This window comes from Mesorhizobium sp. B2-3-10 (genome assembly GCF_006442275.1).
In the GTDB taxonomy this organism is placed as follows: Bacteria; Pseudomonadota; Alphaproteobacteria; order Rhizobiales; family Rhizobiaceae; genus Mesorhizobium; species Mesorhizobium australicum.
In genome coordinates this window covers 97,592-121,881 of record NZ_VFVT01000013.1, presented here as the reverse complement: position 1 = coordinate 121,881, position 24,290 = coordinate 97,592, and the positions used below count along the sequence as shown (strand labels likewise).

The window sequence follows — 24,290 nt, the reverse complement described above, 5'->3', positions numbered from 1 at the left end:
CCTCAGTGGCGGCTGGTCTTTCTATCTCCGGTCTCGTCGTAATCCTGCATGTTGGCGTCAAAGAGATCCTTTTGAACAAACTGGCGCCAGACCTCATCCGCGTCCTGCGGGCGCGACGGATCGAAACTCGGCTGGGTCTCGTGCGTATTCGGCAGCGACCGCCGGCGTAGCCAGGCAGGCATGATCTCCAAGATGAGACTGGTGAATTGGGTCATCACGGACTCCTTCGATTGAAGGGATGGACCAGGCCGGTCGATCCATCCAAATTACGCTGGCTCACCGCACCCAGCCAAGCCAAAGCCTCGCCGACGTCGGCAAGCACATGGCGCGCCGCTGTCGGTCCGTGCGGTTTGATGCGGATCGACATGCCGTCCATCTCGTTCACGGCCTCGAAACCATTCTCGTCGGATGTGTCGTCGCCTAGAAACACCGGCCGCCGCCCCTCGAAAGCAGGCAGATCCAGAAAGCGCCTGATGGCCGCTCCCTTTGCTGCCTCCAGCGGCATCAATTCAACGCCGGCATTGCCGGCCAGCACCCGATATCCCGTAGGCAACCTGCCCAACGCCTGTTCGACCAGTTGCGTCGCGCGCCGCAACAGTTGCGGTGCCGCGCGCGTGTGGACTGCCAGGATCGGTCCCTTGCGCTCGATATAAACGTCCGAACTGCCCAGCTCCGCTTCGATTTCCTCGGCAAGTGCCGCAATGTCGGCCGGCTCTCCCGCCGCCTCGACCGGGCCGTCGCGGATGAGCCTGTGCTCGAGCCCATACAGCCCGGCGGCGCGCAATCTGAGCGGCTGGAAAAGATGGTCGACCGCGGCGATCGATCGTCCCGTGATGAACGCCAGAGCTCCATCCAATTGCAATTCGAGCCTCGCCAGCAGCGTACGCAATTCATCGCCGACAACCACCGCATCGGGATGCGCGGCGTGTTCGAGAAGCGTGCCGTCAATGTCCAGGAACAAGGCCCACGGGCCTGTTGGGAGCTCAGGCGCGGGCAGTTTTGGCAGAAGCGACATCACAGCGCCGCCACCCGTCTGCGATCGAGCAGCGAGATCACGTTGCCCGATGAGGTCGGGGCGGCGCCGACGGCGCGATCGACCGCAACGCGTTTGCGCAGGCGCGCGGCATCGAGAAGCATGCTGCCTGCCCACCGGTAGACATTATTGTCGCGAACGACCTCACGCATCCTTTGCATGCGCTGCCGCTGCTCTTCCGACGACATCGTCAAAGCCTGCAACAAGGCGTCGCCCATCATTGTGGCGTCGTAGGGATTGACGATCAGCGCTTCCAGCAATTCCTTGGAAGCGCCGGCGAACATGCTGAGCAGCAGGACCCCCTGTTCGTCATTGCGCGCCGCGACGAACTCCTTGGCCACCAGGTTCATGCCGTCATGCAGGCTCGTGACCAAGCAAACGTCGGCGGCCCGGTAGATTTCGTAGACCTGTTCCTGCGAATGATGTTCCGTGACCATCAGGACGGGAGTGTAGCCGTCGCGGCCATAGCGCCGGTTGAGATCCTCGGCTTGACGCAGACACTCTTCATGCAACTGTTGGTATGCGGGCAAGGTGCCGCGACTGGGTGCCGCGATCTGCAGGAAGGCGACCTTGCCAATCCATTCCGGATGGAGCCTCAGCAGCTCATCGAGTGCGGTAAAGCGATCGAGGATGCCCTTCGTGTAGTCGAGACGTTCGACGCCGACACACAGCCTGACATCGTCCGCCAGCCCGAATTTTTCACGAACATGCCGACGGCATTGCGCCACCTCGGGCAGCTGGGCCTGTCGCGCCGGCTCCCATTCGATTGAAATCGGATACGCGTGAACCAGGCTGATCTGGCCGCCATAGGAGATGGCGGAATCCTCGCGCTCGATCCTGCTCTCCAGGAAGCGGTCGACGCTGTCGATGAAGTTGTTGCAATGGAACTGGGTGTGAAAGCCGACGATCGAACTGCCCAACAATCCTTCTAGGATCTTCTCGCGCCATGGGCAGATACTGAACACCTCGGAATTCGGCCATGGAATGTGCCAGAAGGTGATGATGATGGCCTCCGGCAGGCGCTCCCGGATCATCCGCGGCAACAGGGCGAAATGGTAGTCCTGGACCAGCACGATGGGCCGCTCGTTGCGTGCCTCCGCGACGACGGTGTCGGCGAATTTGCGGTTGACCGCCTCGTAGGCCTCCCAGTCGGACGCACGGAATATCGGTCGGGTGAAGGCTATGTGGCACAGCGGCCAAAGCCCCTCATTGGCAAAGCCGAGATAATAGCCTTGCTGTTCTTCCTCGCTCAGCCAGACACGGCGCAACGTATAGGAAGGGTTTTCCGGCGGCACTTCGACGCGGTCGTTTTCGTCGACCACCAGCGCATCGGCCGAACCGCCGCCATAGGCGATCCATGTGCCCGCACAGGCGCGCGTGATCGGCTCCAGGGCGGAGACCAGCCCGCTGGCGGGTACGACCAGCTGGATGCCGTCGCCGTTGCGGTTATGGATGTAGGGTTCGCGATTTGACACCACGATCACCTGTGCATCGGGAAGTTCCTTCGCCAGAATGTGACGCAACGTTTCCGGCGACCATTGGACGAGGGCGGCGGCCGCGGATTGCCCGTTCTTTTCGAACTCCGGCAATGGGCTGCGAACGGATCCTGCTTCGAGACGGGCGAGCTTCATGTTTCTGGCCCGGCGCGCCCGTGACAGCACCACCGCGAGCGCGACGCATGAGATACCGACAATTACGAGAACGAAGAGCCACAGTGCGGCCGAGGGTACGACCAGGTACGAACTGTTGTCGGGCATTTCGAATTGATTACCTTTCAATGGGACGCGGCAGATCCACCGACAGGAACTCCAGCATCCTTGGCGTGCTGATCCAACGTTCCGCACCCGTGATGGTTCCGATTTTTCAGCTCTTGACCACCAGTGGCACCAATCCTTCATGCGCATCCGCAAGGAAGGCACCGACACGATCCCCCACGCGCTGAAACGTCAGGTCCACCGCCACATGCCCCACCGAGAGATGGCGAATGACAAGATTGTCGATGCCGATCGGCAAGTGCGGCCGGGTCACGTGAATTTCGTTCGTCCAACCGTCGATCTGTAGGCCGAGGCAGGCCTGCATGAGCATGAAGGCGGAGCCCGCGGACCAGGCCTGCGGCAGGCAAGCCACCGGATAGGCAATCGGCGCCTCGCCGGCCGAGCGCGTGAACCCGCAGAACAGTTCGGGTAGCCGCATGTTGAAATGAACCGCGGATTCGAAGGTCCCGCTCATCAACCGCACCACGCTGTCGCGGATGCCGTATCGCGCCAGCCCGGCGGCGCAGATCGCGGTGTCGTGCGGCCAGATGGAGCCGTTATGATAGGACATCGGATTGAAGAAGATCGCATCGTCCGCCAGCGTTCTCAGCCCCCAGCCGGAATGGAACGAAGCCGACAGCAGCTGGTCGGCGACCATGCGTGCGCGATCCGGATTGGGAAGGCCGACATAGAGCAGGTGACCCGCATTGGACGTGCGCACCTTGCAGGGTTGGCCATCGCCATCGATCGCCAGCGCATAGTAGCCAAGCTCTTCGATCCAGAAATGGCGTTCGACTTGTTGGCGAATGGCATCGGCGCGCAGCTCCCAATTCTCCGCCCGCTCCTCTTCGCCGCGCAGCCGTGCCAGCTTTGCCAATCCCCGAAATGCTGCAAAGACGTAACCCTGCACCTCGACCAGCGCGATCGGCCCTTTCGGAATGCGGCCGTCGGCATGGAAGACGGAATCGAAGCTGTCCTTCCATCCCTGGTTGGCAAGGCCGGATTCCGCGGCGCGCTGATAGGTAAGAAACCCTGTCGAACGGCTCGCTGCCTCGATCCACTCGGCGGCGGCGCACAGCGATGGCCAAAGGCCATCGATGAAAGCCGTGTCTCCCGTGCGGTCCGCATAGGCGCAGGCGAGATGGATGTAGAGGGGCGTCGTATCGACGCCGCCATAGTAGCGGCCGAACGGCAACTCGCTCAGCGCCGCCATCTCGCCCTTGCGGGTCTCGTGCATGATCTTGCCGGGCTCGGAATCGCTGAAGGGAGAGGTTTCGGTCGCCTGGTGCTGGGCGAGAAAGGCAAGCACGCCACGAGCCAGGCCGGGATTGAGCCAAAGCATCTGCAGAGCTGAAATCACGCCGTCGCGGCCGAAGGCGGTGGAGAACCACGGGATCCCGGCATATGGGTAAGGCCCGGTCGCCAGTTCCGTGGTGAGCAATGCCACATCGGCACGCGCCCGTTCCATCCAATCATTGAAGACGCGGCCTGAACTGTGCAGCGTTGCCCCATGCCGGCGCTTGGCGCGCATGCCGAAACGGGCGCGCGCCGCCGCGGCCCGGAAACGTTCACTTTGCGGGCGGGCCGTTGTCTTGCTCCCCACCTCCACATACAGCGTCTGGCGGCTGCGCTTGGTGACGGCAATGAAGAAATCCGCCCGCTCGGAGGTCAGTTGATCCGGGGGCTGTGAAAACGAAATGGCCGAGGTCCGCACGACCTTGTCCAGCCCTTCGTAGCGGAGCACGACCGAACTCTGGTCGATCTCGGCCGTGTGCGCGGTACCGCGCTTGGAGCGGGTCGAGCCCCGGACTTCGAACATGTCGCGAAAATCAACACCGAAGCGCAGTGACACCAAGACCGTCGAATGCTCCCGGCTATAGTTCGAGAGCGTGATGCGTTCATATAGCCTTTCCTGCCACAGAAGCCTGACCCGCTCGATATGGATCGCGCCCTGCGGAATCTGGCGGCCCGCGGCGCTCTCGATCGGCAGATTGGTCAGGTTGCTGGTGAACAGGACGTTGTCCTGGCTGAGCGATGCGCCCAGCAGCGACAACGATCGTCCGCCAACCGTCAGGCGAAATTCGGAGAGCACGCGCGTGTCGTCGCGGAAGAAGCCGTCGCCGGCGCCACGTATGTCGCCATAGGCGTCGGCGACGGCAAAGCAATCGCCATGCTTGAGAGCGTAAAGCCGATGCGGCTCCCTGGGCGCGGTTTCGTCCAGGGAAGCCAGTGCTATCGCAGGATCGAGCTTGCGCTCGTCGAGTTGGGTAATGGTCAAGAAGATTGTCCCGTGCTGGTTTCCGAACGGGTTGAAGATCTATGAGGCCCTGCTCTCTTCGTGGCCGGTGGTCAGCCGCGAATAGGCCTCGACATAATCCCTGGCCATTCTATCGGCCGAAAACCGCCTTTCGAAGGCCGTCCTTATTCGTCGCCTGTCGAGTTGCAGGAGAGCCGGCATCGAGGCGACGGCATCTTCGATGGTTTCGACGACAAAGCCGGTGACCCCATGATCGATGATCTCGGGCATAGCGCCGCAACTCCAAGCCATGACCGGGGTTCCGCACGCCATGGCCTCGATCACCGCAAGCCCGAAGGGTTCAGGCCAGTCGATGGGAAACAGCAAGGCGGCCGCATTGCCCAGAAACCGGGCCTTCTGGTCCTCACCAATCTCGCCGACATACTCGACCCGGTCGCCATCGATCAGCGGCTGCACGACTTCCTCGAAATAGGCGCGGTCGCCATCGCCGACCTTGGCGGCGAGCTTCAGTTTCAGGCCGGTTCGGCGGGCAATCTCGATTGCCCGGTCCGGCCGCTTGTCGCGTGACATTCTGCCGAGAAAAGCAAGGTAGGTACCGTCCGAACCGGCCTCGAAATCGGCCTCATAAAGGTCAAGCGGCAGCCCGTGATGGATCGTCGCCAGCCAGTTCGCGGATGCGAACCGCGCCCGCTGGCTGCGGGATATGGAAATCATTGGGAACCGCGGGAACCGGTCATAGGCTTGCGCGAGGTCCGCGTAATCCAGCCTGCCATGCGGCGTTGTCACCGTGCGCTGCGGCATATCACGGAAAAACGGGAAATGCAGGAAATGGCTCAGATGGAAATGCACGACGTCGAAGTCGTCGGCCCGTTTGCGCACTTCGTCGAGCATCGACAAATGTGCCGCGATCTCGGACTTCAGCGGACGCGGATCGAGACGAAGCGCCCTTTCGCGGCATGGCACCAGTTTGGCGGAGCTCTTCGTGTCGCCGCTGGCAAACAACGTCACCTCGTGGCCGAGATCGACGAGAGCTTCGGTAAGATACGAGATGATACGCTCGGTACCCCCGTAAAGTCGTGGCGGCACCGATTCGTAGAGTGGTGCGACATGGGCAATCTTCATGTCCCGGCGTCCCTCAATGAGCTGGTCATAGAGCCAAAATGCATCAAGGCCCGGATCGTTCCTATATCTGCGCAAGATGCGTCGAATGATCGATCCGTCCCCTGTTTGAGTAGATCCGCCGCCCTATTTCCTTCTGGTGCTGTCGACCTTGCGCTTGCGGCAGCCGAAGGAGGCCCAGATGCAGCAACCCAGGGATATCGCAGCGCGGCGCCTGAGCATGATCATCGAGCAATATGTCGAGGCCAGAAAACGGCATTTTGGCTTTGTGTCGACTGATCAGGCTGCCCGAGTGATCCGCAGAACCCTGAAGCCCGATCCTTCGGAGCCAGCGCTTTCCGATCACGACCTCGACGACATGGTCGCCGCCCTCGCCGTGAAGAACGGCCTGGCCGTCATCTTCGACCGTGGCGTGCGGGGACCGGCCAACGGCGCCGAGGCCGACCTGAACAGAAAGGAACCGATCATGCGAGCACCGACGGAGACCCCGGATGTTGCCGGCGCGGTGGACGCTATCCTGAGCGATCGCACTGCCCAGCTTTCGATGAGCGCGGTCATCTCGTTGCTGCGCGAACGGACCGGCACCAAGCGATCCGACGCGGATCTGACAGGACTGATCGCCAAGAAAGCCGCCGTTCTGGACGTGCACCTGTCAGGAGGCGTCTGAACGGTCGTTGAGCGCCGCAAGGATACATGGGCAAATCAAAAGCGCTGACATGTCATTTGACGATGGTGAGCGCGATGGGATTCGAACCCATGACCTACTGATTAAAAGTCAGTTGCTCTACCGGCTGAGCTACGCGCTCCCGCGGGCTCGAAAAGGCCGCCCTCGAAATTGCGCGGAACATAGGGAGAGTGCCGCGACCGGTCAACCGGAAAGATGGGTTCCAAACCTGCTCTTTGCCCTAATTCGCCGCCTCTTGCTTGTTCCCCCGGGTCCTGGCGAGCAGTCCGGCGGTTTGGGTTTCGGTGCAGGAACGGCTGCCTACACGGCGGAACAAATCCGACGCACTGTCGTTTTTTGCCAAAGGGACGTTCGCCAAACCCTCGAGGAGAATACCAATGAATAGAATCACAACGGGCCTGCTTGCCGCCACCCTTTCGGCGACATTCGTCGCGGCGGAGGTGGTGCCGGTCAACGCCCAGCCCAACTACGTGCCACTCTCCCAGGCGGCAGCGCCGGATGTACAGACGGTGCAATACCGGGAGTGGAGGAGAAACCGCTCCTTCGACCGCAATTTCTCGCGCAATCGAAGCTTTAGCCGCAACGGTGACATGTATTGGAATGGGCATCGCGGCTATCGTGAATATCGCCGCGGCTATCGCCGTCATGGCGACTACTGGTTCCCGCTGGCCGCCTTCGCGACTGGCGCGCTGATCACCGGCGCGATTGTCAACAACGAGAACAACCGCCTCTATGAAGGCAACTCGCACGTTCAGTGGTGCTACGATCATTATCGGAGCTATCGCGCTTCCGACAACACCTTCCAGCCGAACAATGGTCCTCGTCGGGAGTGCCGCTCCCCTTACTGATCCCTGTTGAGTATCAGTAGCTGGTAATGGTGAGTAAAGGCCCGCGTGTAGAAGACGCGGGCCTTGTCGCGTCTATCCTAACATGGTTGGCAGTGGTCGCGTTTGTCAGCTGGCCCAGCTCAGGCTCTTGATAACCAGGTAAAGACCGCCACCTTTGCCGCGGGGAGAGCGGTACGCTCCAACAGCGTCGCAAATCCGTACCATAGCCCCGCTGAGTTCCCATCCGAGTGCTTCGAGGTCGTCGTCGGTATCGACCACGTAAGCCTGCGCCAGCTCGTTGATGCCGTTCTGTTCCCCGAAGGATCGGACCTGCTTTGCGTCCGCAAGGAGTTCGTCGGGCAGGTTGGAGTTCGCCCAGGCCACAGCCAGTTGCCAGCCATTGTGCTCGTGGAACCCGCGATCTGGATTTCGGCGACGACCGCGACCTTCCCTTCCTGTGAAAACAGCAGCTTCCCCGCTGTCAGGTCGTAGTCATAGCGCGGCCAGTGCCCCAAGTGGAGATCCTTCTCCAAGACGGGCGTTCTTCGCGGTAAGCTGTTCGAATGCCTCCGCGCACCAGTTGCTATACCATTCCGGCGTCATTTCCCCCTCGCCAAGCCCTCACCTCAAGGCGATTATGGCACGCTCAATGTCCGGCGCACAGCGTCCCGCCAGCCCATCAATTTGACGGACCGGGTAGCGGATTCCATCTCGGGCACGAACCGCCGCTCCAGGGCCCAGGTCTTCGCGAATTCCCGCGCCTTCGGCCATACGCCGGCCTTCGAACCGGCAAGCCATGCCGCCCCCAGCGCGGTCGTCTCCAGAATTGTCGGCCGATCGACCGGCGCGTCGAGAATGTCGGCCAGGCGCTGCATGGTCCAGTCCGATGCCACCATGCCGCCATCGACCCTGAGCACCGTCTTTGCCTTGGCGCCCTTCCAATCCTTGTGCATGGCGTCGAGCAGGTCGCGGGTCTGGTAGGCGACGGATTCCAGTGCCGCGCGGGCAAACTCCGCCGGTCCGGTGTTGCGGGTCAATCCGAAAATCGCGCCCCGCGCCTCGGCATCCCAGTGCGGCGCACCGAGCCCGACAAAGGCCGGCACCAGATAGACGTTCTGCGTCGGATCGGCTTCCGCCGCGAGTTTGCCGCTCTGTTCTGCCTTGCCGATCACCTTGATGCCGTCGCGCAGCCATTGCACGGCAGCCCCAGCGATGAAGATCGAGCCTTCCAGCGCATAGGTGGTCTTGCCGTTCAGCCGATAGGCAATGGTGGTCAAGAGTCGGTTCTTCGACCGCACCAGGTCGCTGCCGGTGTTGAGCAACGCAAAACAGCCGGTGCCATAGGTGGATTTCATCATGCCCGGCTCGAAGCAGGCCTGGCCAATCGTCGCGGCATGCTGGTCGCCGGCAACGCCGAGGATTCTGATTTCGGCGCCAAACAGGTTTTTCTCTGTTATTCCATAATCATCGGCGCAATCCTTGACTTCGGGCAGCATCGCGGCGGGGATGCGCAGGATGGCCAGCAGCTCTTCGTCCCAGGCATTCTCCGCAATGTTGTAGACCAGCGTGCGCGACGCGTTGGTGGCATCCGTGGCGTGAACCTTGCCGCCGGTCAGCCGCCAGATCAAAAAGCTGTCGATGGTGCCGGCGAGCAGCTCGCCCTTCTCGGCACGCTTCCTCGCGCCCTTCACCTTGTCCAGCATCCAGGCAATCTTGGTGCCGGAGAAATAGGGGTCGAGCAGCAGGCCGGTCTTGCGGGTGAATTTCTTCTCAAGCCCCTGCTTCCTGAGCTTCTGGCATAGCGGAGCGGTGCGCCGGTCCTGCCAGACAATGGCGTTGTGAATCGGCTTGCCGGTCGCTTTGTCCCAGATGACGACCGTCTCGCGCTGGTTGGTGATGCCGATCGCAGCCACATCCGAAGCCTCGCGGCCGGCATTCTTCAGCGCGGCCCTCACAGTCTCAATGACGCTCGACCAGATCTCCTCCGGATCGTGTTCGACCCAGCCTGAGGCCGGATAGTGCTGGGTGAATTCCTTCTGCCCGGCGCCTGCGACCTTCATCGTGCCGTCGAACAGGATCGCCCGGCTCGATGTCGTACCCTGGTCAATCGCAAGGATATATCCGGTCATTCTCCCTCCCGGTAAGCAGCTTATACAAACAGGGGAGACGGCAAGAAGCCGCCTCCCCGATCATTATGACGCCGGCGCGAACGCCAGCACCGGAATTTACTTCTGCCAGCTCTTCACCAGTTCGTCGTAGTTGATGGTGATCGGCTTGTCCTTCTCCTTCTCGAGCTTCAGCTGAGGCGCGAGATTGCCTGCCTTGACCGCGTCGGCGTTCCAGTAGGCAAGGTCATGCTCTTCGGCCATCTTCGGTCCGATGTCGCCCTGGACACCGGATTTCTCGATACGTGCCATGACTTTTTCCTGATCGGCGCAGAGCGAATCCATGGCTTCCTGCGGTGTCTTGGCACCAGACGATGCGTCACCGATATTCTGCCACCAGAGCTGCGCCAGCTTCGGATAGTCCGGCACGTTGGTACCGGTCGGCGTCCACTGCACACGGGCCGGCGAGCGATAGAACTCGATCAGACCGCCGAGCTTCGGCGCACGTTCGGTGAAGCTCTTGTCATGGATGGTGGAGTCGCGAATGAAGGTCAGGCCAACCTGGCTCTTCTTCACATCGACGGTCTTCGAGGTGACGAACTGGGCATAAAGCCAGGCGGCCTTGGCGCGGTCGGTCGGCGTCGACTTCATCAGCGTCCAGGAACCGACGTCCTGATAGCCGAGCTTCATGCCGTCCTTCCAGTAGGAGCCGTGCGGAGACGGCGCCATGCGCCACTTCGGCGTGCCGTCTTCGTTCATGACCGGCAGGCCGGGCTTCACCATGTCGGCGGTGAAGGCGGTGTACCAGAAGATCTGCTGAGCGACATTGCCTTGCGACGGCACGGGGCCGGATTCGGAGAAGGTCATGCCCTGGGCTTCCGGCGGCGCATAGGCTTTCAGCCAATCAAGATACTTCTGGATGGCATAAACCGATGCTGGTCCATTGGTGTCGCCGCCGCGCGCGGTGCACGAGCCGACAGGCCGTGAATTCGCATCGACCTTGATACCCCATTCGTCGACCGGCACGCCGTTCGGCAGGCCCTTGTCGCCATTGCCGGCCATCGACAGCCAGGCGTCCGTGAACCGCCAGCCGAGCGACGGATCCTTCTTGCCATAGTCCATGTGGCCATAGACCTTCTTGCCGTTGACGTCGCGGCCAGTAAAGAATTCGGCGATGTCCTCATAGGCCGACCAGTTGACCGGCACGCCGAGATCGTAGCCGTACTTGGCCTTGAAGTCCGCCTTGTTCTTCTCATCGTTGAACCAGTCGTAACGGAACCAGTAGAGGTTCGCGAACTGCTGGTCGGGCAGTTGGTAGAGCTTCTTGTCCGGCGCGGTGGTGAACTTCGTGCCGATGAAGTCGTCGACGTCGAGCATCGGATCGGTGACGTCCTTGCCTTCGCCCGCCATCCAGTCGGTCAGGTTGCGCACCTGCTGGTAACGCCAGTGGGTGCCGATCAGATCGGAATCGTTGACCCAGCCGTCATAGATATTCTGGCCGGTTTGCATCTGGGTCTGGATCTTCTCGACGACGTCGCCTTCCTGGATGACGTCATGCGTGACCTTGATGCCGGTGATGGCGGTAAAGGCCGGTGCCAGCACCTGAGACTCGTACTGGTGGGTGGTCAAGGTTTCAGACACGACTTTGATTTCCATGCCGGCAAAGGGCTTGGCCGCGTCGATGAACCACTGCATCTGCTTTTCCTGGTCGGCGCGGGAAAGGGTCGAGAGCGGGCCTATCTCCTTGTCGAGAAAGGCTTTTGCTTCATCCATCCCGGCATAGGCATTACCGGCCCCGAGCAATAGTACAAGGGCCGTCGTCGATGTCAAAAATTGCCGTCGCATGTGTTCCTCCACAGTTAAAATGTTTCAAGTACGATCTGGAGCGGTCACCGGCACGCGACCGCTCCAACAGTTTCCCCCTCTATACGTAGCGGAACACGCCGATGGCGTAGACCACGGAGAGAGCGAGAGCCCACCACAGGTTGGGTCCGACAAGACCCAGCCAAGCGAGATGGATAAAGGCGCTGCCGAGCAGCGACAGGAAAAGACGATCGCCGCGCGTCGTCTCGAAGCGCAGGACGCCGACGCGCGGATTGCCGCCCGGCGAGGCGTATTCCCAGGCGCCCATGCCAAGCAAAAGCAGCGCGATGACGGTGAAGAACGCGGCCGTCGGCCAGGTCCATGCCATCCAGGAGAAGTCGAGGTTCACGTTACACCCTCCCCAGGGCAAAGCCCTTGGCGATATAATTTCGCACGAACCAGATGACCAGCGCGCCGGGGATCAGCGTCAGCACGCCGGCGGCGGCAAGCAGGCCCCAATCCATGCCCGAGGCCGATACCGTACGCGTCATGGTGGCGGCGATCGGCTTGGCGTCGGTGGTGGTCAGCGTGCGTGCGATCAGCAATTCGACCCACGAGAACATGAAGCAGAAGAAGCAGGCGACACCGATCCCGCTCGCGATCAGCGGCATGAAGATTTTTACGAAGAAGCGCGGGAAGGAATAGCCGTCGATATAGGCGGTCTCGTCGATTTCCTTCGGCACGCCCGACATGAAGCCCTCGAGAATCCACACGGCCAGCGGAACGTTGAACAGGCAATGCGCCAGCGCCACCGCGATATGAGTGTCGATCAGCCCGAAGGCCGAGTAGAGTTGGAAGAACGGCAGTGCGAACACCGCCGGCGGCGCCATGCGGTTGGTCAGCAGCCAGAAGAACAGATGTTTGTCGCCAAGGAAGCGGTAGCGCGAGAAGGCATAGGCCGCCGGCAGCGCCACCGATACGGAAATCACCATGTTCATGACCACATAGGTGATCGAGTTGATGTAGCCGGAGTACCAGGCCTTCTCGGTGAAGATGGTAACGTAGTTGGCGATGGTCGGCGTGTGTGGGTAGAGCGTCATCGAGTTGACGATCTCGGCATTGGTCTTGAAGCTCATATTGATGAGCCAGTAGATCGGCAGCAAAAGTACGATGATGTAGAGCGTCGGCACGATCCACCACCAGCGCGATTCCTCGCCGCGCCGGCGCATGCGCCTGTCGAGATCGCTCTGCGACAGCGTACCGGCGAGACTTTCCGAGGCGGTCCCGTTCATCGCATTGCGCTCGGTTCGTTCATTGGCGCCAGCCATTTCAGCGCTCCGCGTCGTAATTGGTCATCACGGTGTAGAACACCCATGACAACAACAGGATGATGAGGAAGTAGACCAGCGACATGGCGGCCGCCGGGCCAAGGTCGAACTGGCCGAGCGCCGTCTTGACGAGGTCGATCGACAGGAAGGTCGTCGAGTTGCCCGGCCCGCCGCCGGTGACGACGAACGGTTCGGTGTAGATCATGAAACTGTCCATGAAGCGCAGCAGCACGGCGATCAAAAGCACGCGCTGCATCTTAGGCAGCTGGATGTAGCGGAATACCGCCCATCGCGAGGCCCCGTCGATCTTTGCCGCCTGGTAGAAGGCATCGGGGATCGAGACCAGTCCGGCATAGCAGAGCAGCACGACAAGGCTGGTCCAGTGCCAGACATCCATGACGATGATCGTCACCCAGGCATCGAACGGATCCTGCACATAATTGTAGTCGATGCCGAGCGCGTTGAGGTAATAGCCCAACAGCCCGATGTCGTTGCGTCCGAACACCTGCCAGATGGTGCCGACGACATTCCACGGGATCAGCAGTGGCAGCGACATCAGCACCAGGCAGACCGGCACGCCCCAGCCCTTCTTCGGCATGTTGAGCGCGATGAAGATGCCGAGCGGCACCTCGATCGCCAGGATGATAAAGGAAAAGATCAGGTTGCGAACCATCGCTTCCCAGAAGCGGCTGGATGAAAGCAGTTCCTCGAACCATTCGGTGCCGGCCCAGGTGAAGACATTGTTGCCGAACGTGTCCTGCACCGAATAGTTGACCACCGTCATCAGCGGTATGACGGCGGTGAAGGCCACCAGCACCAGCACCGGCAGCACGAGGAACCAGGCCTTGTTGTTCCAGGTCTTGTCCATCTATGCCCCCATCTCGACACGCCAGGAATCGGCATAGATGTTGATGCCGGCCGGATCGAACCGCACCTTCGGTTCGGCTGGCACGGTCTCGTCCTCACCGATGACGGCAGCGATGTCCCTGCCTTCCAGCTTGGCGCGAACCACCTTGTGGCGGCCGACATCCTCGACCTTGGTGATCGAGACGGCCATGCCGTCCCGGCCGAGCCGCACATATTCGGGGCGAATGCCGAGTTCGACGGCGCCGCCGGCGGCTTTGGGCGCGCCCGGCAGTTCGATACGCTGCGAGCCGAGCGTCGCCGTCTTGCCGTCGATCGCCACAGGCATGACGTTCATGCCCGGCGAACCGATGAAATAACCGACAAAGGTATGGCGCGGCCGCTCGAACAGTTCGGCCGGCGTGCCGATCTGCACGATGCCGCCATCATACATGACGACGACCTGGTCAGCGAAGGTCAGCGCCTCGGTCTGGTCGTGGGTGACATACACCATCGTGTAGCCGAAGCGGCGATGAAGCTGTTTCAATTGCGAGCGCAGCACCCACTTCATATGCGGGTCGATGACGGTCAGCGGCTCGTCGAACAGGATGGCGTTGACGTCCGAGCGCACCAGGCCGCGGCCGAGCGAGATCTTCTGCTTCTGGTCGGCGGTCAGGCCCCTGGCCTTCTTCTTGGCCCAGGACGCCAGGTCGATCATCTCCAGCGTCTCGCGCACCTTGCGGTCGACGTCTGCCTCCGGCACGCCGCGATTGCGCAGCGGGAAGGCCAGATTGTCATAGACAGTCATGGTGTCGTAGATGACCGGGAACTGGAACACCTGCGCGATATTGCGCTCCTGCGTCGACAGGGTGGTCACGTCCCTGCCGTTGAACAGCAACTGGCCATGCGAGGGATGCAGCAGCCCCGATATGATGTTGAGCAGCGTGGTCTTGCCGCAGCCGGACGGCCCGAGCAGCGCGTAGGCACCACCATCCTCGAAAGTGTGATGCACTTCGCGCAGCGCGAAATCGGCATCCTTGCGCGGGTTCGGTAGATAGGAATGCCTGACATGGTTGACGTCGATGCGCGCCATATCGTCCTCCTCAAGCCGCCAGCTTCGGCGCGGTCACGGCCCGGCCGTGCTCGTCGAAGACCATGATGTGACGTGGATCGATGAACACTTCGACCACCGCGTCTGTCTCGAAATCCCTGATGCCATGGGTCAACATCACCCAGCGCACATCGGCAAAGTCGAGATGGATGAAGCTTTCGGACCCGGTGATTTCCGTGATGGTGACTTTCGCCCGCACCGGCACCGCGGAGGCATTGGGCCGGTCGAGCGAAAGATGGTGCGGCTGGAAGCCGACCGTATAGTTCGCATCGGCGATGTCGACGAGATCAGCAGGCACCGGCAGCTTGACGCCGCCCTCCAGCAGAAAATCCGCCCCCTTCTTGGCCAGCACGATGGTGTTGAGCGGCGGATCGGCGAAGGTCCTCGCCGTCACCAGGTCGACCGGTTTGCGGAACACGTCGATGGTCGGCCCAAACTGGGTGATGCGGCCTTCCGACAGCGTTGCCGTATTGCCGCCGAGCAGCAGGGCCTCATGTGGCTCGGTGGTGGCATAGACGAAGATGGTACCGGCGGCCGCGAATATCCTCGGCAGTTCGGCTCGCAATTCCTCGCGCAATTTGTAGTCGAGATTTGCAAGGGGTTCGTCGAGCAGCACAAGGCTGGCATTCTTGACGATGGCGCGCGCCAGCGCGGTGCGCTGCTGCTGCCCGCCCGACAGACTGAGCGGCGTGCGGTCGAGATAGGGGGTCAGTTTGAGGAGTGCCGCCGCTTCGCGCACCTGGCTGTCGATCTTGCCCTGCTCGACGCCGGCCACCTTGAGGGGTGAGGCAATGTTGTCATAGACGGTCATCGCCGGATAATTGATGAACTGCTGGTAGACCATGGCGATCTTGCGCTTCTGCACAGGCGTGCCAGTGACATTCCGGCCGTCGAACCAGACCGAGCCGGAGGTCGGCACATCGAGGCCGGCCATCAGCCGCATCAGGCTGGTCTTGCCTGAAAGTGTGGGCCCGAGCAAAACGTTGAGCGAGCCGTGCTGAAGCGTCAGCGACACGTCGCGGATGTGCTCGACCGCACCGACCGTCTTGGTGACGTTCCTCAGTTCCAGCATGACGCCTCCTCCCAGGCTTTCCGCATCAGCTCAAAACCTCTTCATTCGGCGGCCGCGACGTGCTGCCGGCTTATGCCGCGCATGAATTCATCGAGTGCCGCGACCTGCTCGCGGTTAAGATGCAGGCCGCGCTTGGTTCGCCGCCACAGCACGTCTTCCGCCGTGACAGCCCATTCGTTTTCAACGAGATAGCGCACCTCGGCTTCGTGGAGATCGCCACCGAAATTGCGGCCGAGATCGGCAATCGACTTGGCCAAGCCGAGCAGCACCTGTACACGCGTTCCATAGAGCCTCGTCAGCCGGCGCGCCAAGCGCTGGTCGAGGAAAGGATAGGCGCTTTTCAGCTTCGCCACCTGCGCATCGAAACCCGTGGCCGGAAAATCGCCGCCCGGCAGCGGCGCATCTGATGTCCACGGCTTGCCGCGCTTGCCGAGAAAACCTTCGATCTTCTCCAGCATCGATTCCGACAGCCGGCGATAGGTGGTGATCTTGCCGCCAAACGCGTTGACCAGCGGTGCGGCGCCGTCGCCGCCATCCGCCTTCAGCACATAGTCACGTGTCGCTTCCTGCGCCTTGGAGGCGCCGTCATCGTAGAGCGGACGCACGGCCGAATAGGTCCAGACGATGTCGGAACGCTTGACGGGAACCGCGAAATACTCGCTCGCCGCGGCACAGAGATAGTCGATCTCGGTGTTGCTGATCCTCACATCATGTGGGTCGCCGGGATAATCCTGGTCGGTGGTGCCGATCAGCGTGAACTCGTCCTCGTAGGGGATGGCGAAGATGATGCGGCCGTCCCTGTTCTGGAAGAAATAGGCGCGCGGGTCGTCGAACTTCTTGGCGATGACGATGTGGCTGCCCTGCACGAGGCGGACATTGTGCACGTCGTTGAGGCCGACGACGCCGGACAGCACGTGGTCGACCCAAGGACCCGCCGCATTGACCAGCAGCCGTGCCTTGACCTCTTCGGTCTCGCCGGTCCGCAGGTCCTCGATCTTTATCGCCCAGATTCCGCCCTCGCGGCGCGCTCCAACCACTTTGGTGCGAGTCCGGATCGTTGCGCCTCGGTCAGCGGCGTCACGAGCATTCAGCGCTACCAGCCGCGCATCGTTGACCCAGCCATCCGAATATTCGAAAGCCTTTTTGAACAGTGGCTTCAAAGGCTTGCCCGCCGGGTCGCTTGCCATGTCGAGCGTTCTGGTCGCCGGCAGCAACTTGCGCCCGCCGATGTGGTCGTAAAGGAAAAGGCCGAGCCGGATCAGCCAGGCCGGGCGCAGGCCCTTGGCATAGGGCAGCACGAAGCGCATCGGCCAGATGATGTGCGGAGCGTTCTTCCACAGAACCTCGCGCTCCATCAGCGCCTCGCGCACCAGGCGGAATTCATAGAATTCGAGATAGCGCAGCCCGCCATGGATCAGCTTGGTCGAACCGGACGAGGTTCCGCTGGCGAGATCGTTCATTTCGGCGAGAAAGACCGAGAACCCGCGTCCCACGGCATCGCGGGCGATGCCGCAGCCGTTGATACCGCCACCTATAACGAAAATGTCCCGGACTGAAGATGTGTCCACCTAGCTCCTCCACGATTTCGCATTGCACCATTTTTGCTCTTTTGCGAAACCGTGGCGGAATTATTTCGAACTCATAACGAATGTCAAACGAAATATCACACGCCTGTGAGAAGACCGTGAATTGCGTCAGCCAAGCGACGTCTCGATGAGCTGAACCTCGGCCTCCTGGCAGATCTTGCGCACGGACGGGATGTCGCAGCGATCGGTGATGAAGGTGTTGACCTGCGACAGATGGCCGATGCGCACAGGCGCCGTGCGTTCGAACTTGGTCTGATCGGAAACCAGGATGACGTGCCTGGCGTTGGCGATGATCGCTTGCGCCACCTTCACCTCGCGGAAATCGAAATCGAGCAGCGCGCCATCATGATCGATAGCCGAGGCGCCGATGACAGCGTAGTCGACCTTGAACTGCCTGATGAAATCGACCGCCGCTTCGCCGACAACACCCCCGTCGGAGCCGCGCACCACGCCGCCCGCAATCACCACCTCGATCGAGGGATAGATGCGCATCCTATTGGCAACATTGATGTTATTGGTGATGACCATCAGGCCGTCATGATCGAGCAGTGCCTTGCTGACCGCCTCCGTCGTGGTGCCGATGTTGATGAACAGCGAGGCGTTGTCGGGAATCAATCTGGCCGCCGCGCGGCCTATCGCTTCCTTCTCGTCGGCCGCGATCTTGCGCCTGGCTTCATACTCCATGTTCTCGATACCGGACGGGAACAAGGCGCCGCCATGGACTCGCGAAAGCAGCCGCTGGTCGCACAAATCGTTGAGGTCCTTGCGTATGGTCTGCGGCGTCACGTTGAAATGCGTGGCCAGGTCATCGACCAGCACGCGGCCGTTGTCCTTGGCCATCTGGATGATCTCGGCATGGCGCGGCGACAGATACATAAGGCAAGCTCCCGTTTTCGTTTTTTTTGCTTATAATAGAAAACGAAACCGATGAAAAGGTGCAAGCCGGCTAACGAAATCTGATGATTGTACGGGTGAACCTCGGTGCCACCTTCATCCAGCCTTTTCAGGCCGTGGCACGCGCAATTTCAGTAATGGCGGTGAAAGCGGCATCGACGTCTCCCGCCGTCGCGTCGAACTGGCCGACCTGGAAGCGGATCGCCACCTTTCCATCGACCTTCGTTTGCGTCAGGTAGATGCGGCCATCGTCGTTGATCGCATTGACGAGCCGCAGATTGTGCTCGTCGGCATCGGCGCCCGAGGCAGCCTTGTGCCGGAACGAAAACAGCGACAGCATCGGCTCGGTGACGATCTCGAAATCCACCTCCCTTGCCAGCCGAGCGGCAAGGCCCTCGCTCCAGGCGACATGGTTGCGGATCATGGTTCGCAGGTTTTCCAGTCCATGCGCGCGCAGCAGAAACCAAAGCTTCAGCGCCCGGAAGCGCCGACCAAGCGGCACCGACCATTCGGAATAGTTGATGATGCCGTCGCGGCCATGTGTCTTAAGGAATTCGGGCTTGATGGCCAGCGTGCGAACGAGGTCCTCGGGCTGGCGAATGAACTGCATCGAGCAGTCGAATTGCGCGCCCAGCCATTTGTGGGGGTTGAAGACGATGGAATCCGCCAGCTCGGCGCCGGCCCAGAAATGCCGGTACTCCGGGCAGATCATCGCCGACCCGGCCCAGGCGGCATCGACATGCAGGTAGAGCCCATGCCGACCGGCGACCGCCGCAATTGCTGCAATATCGTCCGTGCCCCCGGTGCTGGTGCCGCCGACGCTGGCGATGATGCCGGCGGGCAACATGCCGGCCGCGCGGTCGGCGACGATTGCCGCGTCGAGTGCGGCTGCGTCCATGGCGCGAAAACGGCCGGCGACAGGAATGCGCACGAGATTGTCCTCGCCTATGCCTGACACCCAGATCGCCCGATCGATCGAAGTGTGCACCTGATCGGAGGAATAGATGCGCAATCGGCCCTGCCCGGCCAATCCTTTTTTGTTGCCTTGCCAGTCCAGCGCCCGCTCGCGCATCGTCAACACCGCGTTGAGTGTCGCCGACGAGGCCGAATCCTGGATAACGCCGGAGAATCCTTCCGGCAGGCCGAGCGCCTGGCGCATCCAGTCGACGGTCCGCATTTCAAGCTCGGTCGCCGCCGGCGAGGTCTGCCAGAGCATGCATTGCGCGGCCATCGCCGACACCAGATATTCAGCCACCACCGAGACCGGCGCCGCGTTGGCCGGGAAATAGGCGAAGAAGCGCGGGTGCTGCCAATGCGTCATCCCCGGCACGATCTTCTCTTGGAAATCGGCGAAAATCCTGTCCATCGACTCCGCGTCTTCGGGCGGCGACGCCTCGATGCTCCTGAAAATGTCGCCCGGCTCGATCAGCGGCCGCACCGGCCGCTCACGCAAATTATTGCGATAGTCGGCGCCCCAATCGGCAGCGCGTTGCGACCATTGCCGGAAATCATCATTGTTCATCTTGTCCTCCCGACAGGTCATTCGCTGCCGGTGATAGCCGCCGGCTCCTCAAGATCGGATATTAGTCACCATGTGAAATATTTGAAGCCGCCGACGGGCGCGAGATGCGAACTAGCCAGGAAAATCCGGCAGGCTGGCGAAGGCCGTCTTCAGCGCATTCGACCATCCATCGGAGATCGTGCGATAATACTGGTCGTCCTGGCCGATCCGCTTCTTAAGGCCGACCTGAAAGGCGTCCTGCTCCAGGAAAAGCAGGTCGAGCGGCAGGCCGACCGACAGGTTCGACTTCAGCGTCGAATCGAACGACACCAGAAGCAGTTTCACCGTCTCGGCCAGGCTCATCGTCTTTTCGTAGGCGCGAATGATGATCGGCTTGCCGTACTTGGTTTCTCCGATCTGGAAGAACGGCGTGTCCTCGGTCGACTCAATGAAATTGCCTTCGGGGTAGATCATGAACAGGCGTGGCGGGCTGCCCTTGATCTGCCCGCCGAGGATGAAGGAGGCATTGAAATAGGAATCGGCCTTCTCGCCCGCGGGCGACGATTGCGCGATCACTTCCTTCACCGTGTCGCCGAGCAGCCGCACCGTCTGGTACATGGATGGCGTCTCGAGCAGCTTCTCATGGCGGTCGGTCACCGCCTTGGTGCGCTCGTCGAGCAGGCTGACCACGGCCTGTGTCGTCGCCAGGTTGCCGGCCGACATCAGCACGATGACGCGCTCGCCCGGCTGTTCCCAGACATGCATCTTCTTGAAGGTCGAGATCGAATCCATACCGGCGTTGGTACGCGTGTCCGACATGAACACGAGCCCGCGATCGATCTTGAGGCCGACGCAATAGGTCATGGAATCTCTTAAGGCGGCAATCCCTGGGGGATTACTGCTCTACCGTGACGGTGACCGCAAGCAGTTCTTCCGCCTGTCCCAGTCGAATTCCCGACACCGGCGAAGCGTCACGGTAGTCGCGGCCGGTGGCCACCTTCACATAGCGTTCGTCGGGAGAAATACCGTTGGCGGGGTCGAAGGCAACCCAGCCGAGCCCCGCGACATGCGCTTCGGCCCAGGCGTGGCTTGCAGCCTGCTCCACCGCATCCATCATCAGATAGCCGCTGACATAGCGGGCCGGAAATCCCATGGCGCGCGCGGCGGCGGCAAAGATGTGGCTATGGTCCTGGCAGACTCCGGTTTTCAGTACCAAAGCTTCCTCGGCCGAGGTCGTCGCATTGGTTGTTCCCGGCGTGTAGGCGACGCGCTCGCCAATGGCGGCCATCAGCCGGTGCAGCCTGTCAAGGTCGGTGCCCTTGCCGACCGCCTCGGTAAGATCACGGATGCCGCCGCCTATGGTGGTCAAAGCGGTCTCCTGCGCGAACAACCAGAGTGGCGCGAAGCCTTGATGAGGCCCACAAACACCCGATGTATCGCGCGTCACCACCTCGCCCAACGCTTCGACTGTGATGAAGTCGTGGTCACCCTCGACGCTCAACAGCCTGTTGTCGTTGCCGTAATGATCGGTAAATCGCACTTCCTCGCGCGCACCCTCGACCTTCAGCGCCCAGGACAGCACGGTCTGAGTCGGCCCGCTCACGGGAAGCAGCCGCAGCCTCTGGAGCAAATACTGCACCGGTGCGTCGTAGCGGTATTCGGTCCGGTGCGTGATTTTCAGCCGCATGGCCATCTTCCGTTCGCGTGCATGATCTCTAGCGAAAACCGATATCCACTTCCCGGCATCATGCTCAATAAAACCTGTAGTCCTGCGCGATCTCGTCGCCGAGTCTGGTGTTGTCGCGAATGAACCCGGCCAGGAACTCGTGCAGCCCGGCGTCGAATATGTCCTTGATCGATCCTGCTTGCAGCATTGCCTGCGTGTTTTGCGCCGTCGCATGGCAGGCATGGCGCTCGCCATAGTCGTCGCCCAGGAACTTTAGATGCTCTGCCAGGAAGCGATAGCAGAAGGTCAGCGATCGCGGCATGCGGACGTTGAGAATCAGGTAGTCGGCGATGTTGGTCGGCTTATAATCGGCATCATAAACCCAGCGATACGAGCGATGCGCCGACACCGAGCGCAGGATCGATTCCCACTGATAGTTGTCGAGCGTCGAGCCGACCCAGGAGATCGACGGCAACAGCACGTAGTATTTCACGTCGAGGATACGCGCGGTGTTGTCGGCGCGCTCGACATAGGTGCCGAGCTGCGAGAAATCGAAGATCTCGTTGCGCAGCATGGTGCCGTAAAACGAGCCGCGGATCAGCGCTGTCTCGCGCTTGATCGCGTCGAGCACGTTGGGCAGGTCGCGCTCGTCTATCGGCCTCGCCAGCATCCGTTTCAGCGCCATCCAGGCTTCGTTGATGCTCTCCCACGTCTCGCGCGTCAGCGCGGTGCGCACCATGCGCGCATTGTTGCGGGCGGTCTCGATCGACGACATCGTGCTCGATGGGTTCGACGTGTCGCGCAAGAGAAAATCGGAGACATTGGCCGCGGTATAGTCCGGGTATTTCTGCTTGAAGGTGATGTCGGAGCCAGCGCTGAGCAGCACCGAATTCCACTCCTCCGACGCGCTCTGGGTGCGGGTGAGCGCCATGCGCAGCCCGGCGTCGACCAGCCGCGCCATGTTTTCCGCCCGCTCGATATAGCGGTTCATCCAGTAGAGCCCGTTGGCGGTGCGGCCGAGAAGCATGGGAAGGCCCTTGGGCTAGTGAGTAGGGATTAGTGAGTAGTCAGTACTAAATAGTTGAATCCATATGAGATATGGCATGCGCTTTCCCTCTGTAGCTCACTACTCATTACTCACTACTCACTACTCACTACTCACTAATCGCTAATCCCTACCGGCTCAGCTCAATCATCCAGCACCCAGGTATCTTTCGTCCCGCCGCCCTGGGAGGAGTTCACCACCAGTGAGCCTTCCTTCAGCGCCACCCGCGTCAGCCCGCCGGGCACGATCTGGATGCGATCCGAGACCAGGACGTAGGGCCTGAGATCGACGTGGCGCGGCGCCAGCCCCTTTTCAGTCAGGATCGGACAGGTCGAGAGCGCGAGCGTCGGCTGGGCGATGTAATTAGACGGTTTGGCCTGCAGCTTCTTGGCGAAATCCTGACATTCCTTCTTGGTCGCCGCCGGGCCGACCAGCATGCCGTAGCCGCCGGAACCATGCACTTCCTTGATCACCAGTTCGTGGATGTGCTCGAGCACATATTTCAGGCTGTCCGGTTCCGAACAGCGCCAGGTCGGGATGTTGCCGAGGATCGCCTTGCGGCCGGTGTAGAATTCGACGATCTCGGGCATATAGGAATAGATCGCCTTGTCGTCGGCGATACCCGTGCCGGGCGCATTGGCGATGGTGATATTGCCGGCGCGATAGACATCCATGATGCCGGGTATGCCAAGCGCTGAATCCGGCCTGAAGGTCAGCGGATCGAGGAAGGAATCATCGACGCGGCGGTAAAGCACGTCGATCTGCTTGTAGCCTTCGGTGGTGCGCATCGCGACATGGCCGTCGACGACGCGCAGATCCTGGCCCTCCACAAGCTGCACACCCATCTGGTCGGCAAGGAAAGCGTGTTCGAAATAGGCGGAATTGAAACTGCCCGGCGTCAGCACCGCGATGGTCGGGGCACCCTTGGTGTTCTGCGGCCGCACGGCCGCCAGCGACTGGCGCAGCAGCTGCGGGTAGTTCTCCACTGGCCGCACCTTGATCTTCTGGAACAGCTCGGGGAACAGCTGCATCATCGTTTCGCGGTTCTCCAGCATGTAGGAGACACCGGACGGCGTGCGCGCATTGTCTTCCAGAACGTAGAACTCGTCCTCGCTGATGCGAACGATGTCGACGCCGATAATGTGGGTATAGACGCCGGCCGGCGGCCGCACGCCGATCATCTCCGGCAGGAAGGCTTCGTTCCTGGCGATCAGATCTCTTGGGACGCGGCCGGCGCGCAGGATTTCCTGGCGATGGTAGATGTCGTCGAGGAAGGCGTTCAGCGCCTGTACGCGCTGCTCGATGCCTTGCGTCAGGCGCCGCCACTCATTGCCTGAAATGATGCGAGGGACGATGTCGAACGGGATCAGCCGCTCGGAGGCTTCCTGTTCGCCATAGACGGCGAAGGTAATGCCCGTCTTGCGAAAGACGCGTTCGGCGTCCTGCATCTTCTCGGTAAGCCTGGCTGGATCCTGCTCCTTCAGCCAGCGATCGTAAGCCGAATACGGTCTTCTCAATCCGGAGACTTCCGGAAGCATTTCATCGAACGCTGCCAATCGCATACTCCCCTGTGAAGCCATTTCACTGGCGTCGTGGGAGAAAATCAAGCGCAATCGGTGATTTGGGGGAAGCGGACGATCAGTATGTTGCGGCTGCCCAAA

Annotated in this window: 21 protein-coding genes, 1 tRNA gene and 1 pseudogene; 2 read left to right on the top strand and 21 right to left on the bottom strand. The window is 61.2% G+C overall.

The window, feature by feature from the left end; all coding sequences use genetic code 11:
- Positions 1-2: 2 nt before the first annotated feature.
- The 5 genes from FJ943_RS28565 to FJ943_RS28545 form a co-directional block, all read right to left on the bottom strand.
- The gene (locus FJ943_RS28565) at positions 3-215 is read right to left on the bottom strand and encodes a hypothetical protein (RefSeq protein WP_015317746.1); all 213 of its coding nucleotides are present in this window, start codon (positions 213-215) and stop codon (positions 3-5) included.
- Entirely contained in the window at positions 215-1,015 is an 801-nt protein-coding gene (otsB, locus tag FJ943_RS28560; RefSeq protein ID WP_140718072.1) for a trehalose-phosphatase, read from the bottom strand. Before otsB ends, FJ943_RS28565 begins: the two co-directional genes overlap by 1 nt.
- Positions 1,015-2,790, bottom strand: coding sequence for a trehalose-6-phosphate synthase (locus FJ943_RS28555; protein WP_140616347.1), 1,776 nt, complete (start codon positions 2,788-2,790; stop codon positions 1,015-1,017). The genes otsB and FJ943_RS28555 overlap by 1 nt, the downstream gene beginning before the upstream one ends.
- A gap of 106 nt (positions 2,791-2,896) precedes the next feature.
- A complete protein-coding gene (locus FJ943_RS28550; RefSeq protein WP_140726921.1) occupies positions 2,897-5,059 on the bottom strand; it encodes an amylo-alpha-1,6-glucosidase in 2,163 nt (720 codons plus the stop codon).
- A 45-nt stretch (positions 5,060-5,104) separates the two neighbouring features.
- Positions 5,105-6,166, bottom strand: coding sequence for a glycosyltransferase family 4 protein (locus tag FJ943_RS28545; protein ID WP_015317742.1), 1,062 nt, complete (start codon positions 6,164-6,166; stop codon positions 5,105-5,107).
- 178 nt (positions 6,167-6,344) lie between these two features.
- Here FJ943_RS28545 and FJ943_RS29795 point away from each other — a divergent pair, with 178 nt between their 5' ends.
- On the top strand, positions 6,345-6,830 hold the full coding sequence (locus FJ943_RS29795; protein WP_181166521.1) for a hypothetical protein: 486 nt from the start codon (positions 6,345-6,347) through the stop codon (positions 6,828-6,830).
- A 63-nt stretch (positions 6,831-6,893) separates the two neighbouring features.
- Here FJ943_RS29795 and FJ943_RS28530 read toward each other — a convergent pair.
- A tRNA-Lys gene (locus FJ943_RS28530) sits at positions 6,894-6,969 on the bottom strand.
- A gap of 256 nt (positions 6,970-7,225) precedes the next feature.
- Here FJ943_RS28530 and FJ943_RS28525 point away from each other — a divergent pair.
- Positions 7,226-7,696: a BA14K family protein gene (locus FJ943_RS28525; RefSeq protein ID WP_140726900.1), complete on the top strand. Its 471-nt coding sequence runs from the start codon at positions 7,226-7,228 to the stop codon at positions 7,694-7,696.
- A 105-nt stretch (positions 7,697-7,801) separates the two neighbouring features.
- Here FJ943_RS28525 and FJ943_RS30090 read toward each other — a convergent pair.
- The 15 genes and pseudogenes from FJ943_RS30090 to FJ943_RS28450 form a co-directional block, all read right to left on the bottom strand.
- Positions 7,802-8,190, bottom strand: a pseudogene (locus FJ943_RS30090) (DUF6882 domain-containing protein).
- 120 nt (positions 8,191-8,310) lie between these two features.
- Complete coding sequence (gene glpK, locus FJ943_RS28515) at positions 8,311-9,804, bottom strand: glycerol kinase GlpK (protein ID WP_140726897.1); 1,494 nt, start codon at positions 9,802-9,804, stop codon at positions 8,311-8,313.
- 96 nt (positions 9,805-9,900) lie between these two features.
- Complete coding sequence (locus FJ943_RS28510) at positions 9,901-11,625, bottom strand: ABC transporter substrate-binding protein (protein ID WP_140726894.1); 1,725 nt, start codon at positions 11,623-11,625, stop codon at positions 9,901-9,903.
- 79 nt (positions 11,626-11,704) lie between these two features.
- A complete protein-coding gene (locus FJ943_RS28505; RefSeq protein ID WP_181174667.1) occupies positions 11,705-11,971 on the bottom strand; it encodes a DUF2160 domain-containing protein in 267 nt (88 codons plus the stop codon).
- Positions 11,972-11,993: 22 nt separating this feature from the next.
- A complete protein-coding gene (locus FJ943_RS28500; RefSeq protein WP_140726888.1) occupies positions 11,994-12,911 on the bottom strand; it encodes a carbohydrate ABC transporter permease in 918 nt (305 codons plus the stop codon).
- 1 nt (position 12,912) lies between these two features.
- Positions 12,913-13,779, bottom strand: a complete 867-nt coding sequence (locus tag FJ943_RS28495; protein WP_015317735.1) for a sugar ABC transporter permease — start codon at positions 13,777-13,779, stop codon at positions 12,913-12,915.
- The gene (locus FJ943_RS28490) at positions 13,780-14,847 is read right to left on the bottom strand and encodes an ABC transporter ATP-binding protein (protein WP_140726885.1); all 1,068 of its coding nucleotides are present in this window, start codon (positions 14,845-14,847) and stop codon (positions 13,780-13,782) included.
- Between the two features lie 10 nt (positions 14,848-14,857).
- A complete protein-coding gene (locus FJ943_RS28485; protein ID WP_140726882.1) occupies positions 14,858-15,937 on the bottom strand; it encodes an ABC transporter ATP-binding protein in 1,080 nt (359 codons plus the stop codon).
- Positions 15,938-15,978: 41 nt separating this feature from the next.
- The gene (gene glpD, locus FJ943_RS28480; protein ID WP_140726879.1) at positions 15,979-17,505 is read right to left on the bottom strand and encodes a glycerol-3-phosphate dehydrogenase; all 1,527 of its coding nucleotides are present in this window, start codon (positions 17,503-17,505) and stop codon (positions 15,979-15,981) included.
- A 126-nt stretch (positions 17,506-17,631) separates the two neighbouring features.
- Complete coding sequence (locus FJ943_RS28475; RefSeq protein ID WP_015317731.1) at positions 17,632-18,399, bottom strand: DeoR/GlpR family DNA-binding transcription regulator; 768 nt, start codon at positions 18,397-18,399, stop codon at positions 17,632-17,634.
- A gap of 127 nt (positions 18,400-18,526) precedes the next feature.
- Complete coding sequence (locus tag FJ943_RS28470; RefSeq protein WP_140616335.1) at positions 18,527-19,939, bottom strand: pyridoxal-dependent decarboxylase; 1,413 nt, start codon at positions 19,937-19,939, stop codon at positions 18,527-18,529.
- Positions 19,940-20,050: 111 nt separating this feature from the next.
- A complete protein-coding gene (locus FJ943_RS28465; RefSeq protein WP_023773863.1) occupies positions 20,051-20,782 on the bottom strand; it encodes a peptidase in 732 nt (243 codons plus the stop codon).
- Positions 20,783-20,813: 31 nt separating this feature from the next.
- Complete coding sequence (locus FJ943_RS28460; protein ID WP_015317728.1) at positions 20,814-21,605, bottom strand: transglutaminase family protein; 792 nt, start codon at positions 21,603-21,605, stop codon at positions 20,814-20,816.
- A 64-nt stretch (positions 21,606-21,669) separates the two neighbouring features.
- The gene (locus FJ943_RS28455) at positions 21,670-22,611 is read right to left on the bottom strand and encodes an alpha-E domain-containing protein (RefSeq protein ID WP_140616333.1); all 942 of its coding nucleotides are present in this window, start codon (positions 22,609-22,611) and stop codon (positions 21,670-21,672) included.
- A gap of 161 nt (positions 22,612-22,772) precedes the next feature.
- Positions 22,773-24,185: a circularly permuted type 2 ATP-grasp protein gene (locus FJ943_RS28450; RefSeq protein ID WP_181166272.1), complete on the bottom strand. Its 1,413-nt coding sequence runs from the start codon at positions 24,183-24,185 to the stop codon at positions 22,773-22,775.
- Positions 24,186-24,290 lie beyond the last annotated feature (105 nt).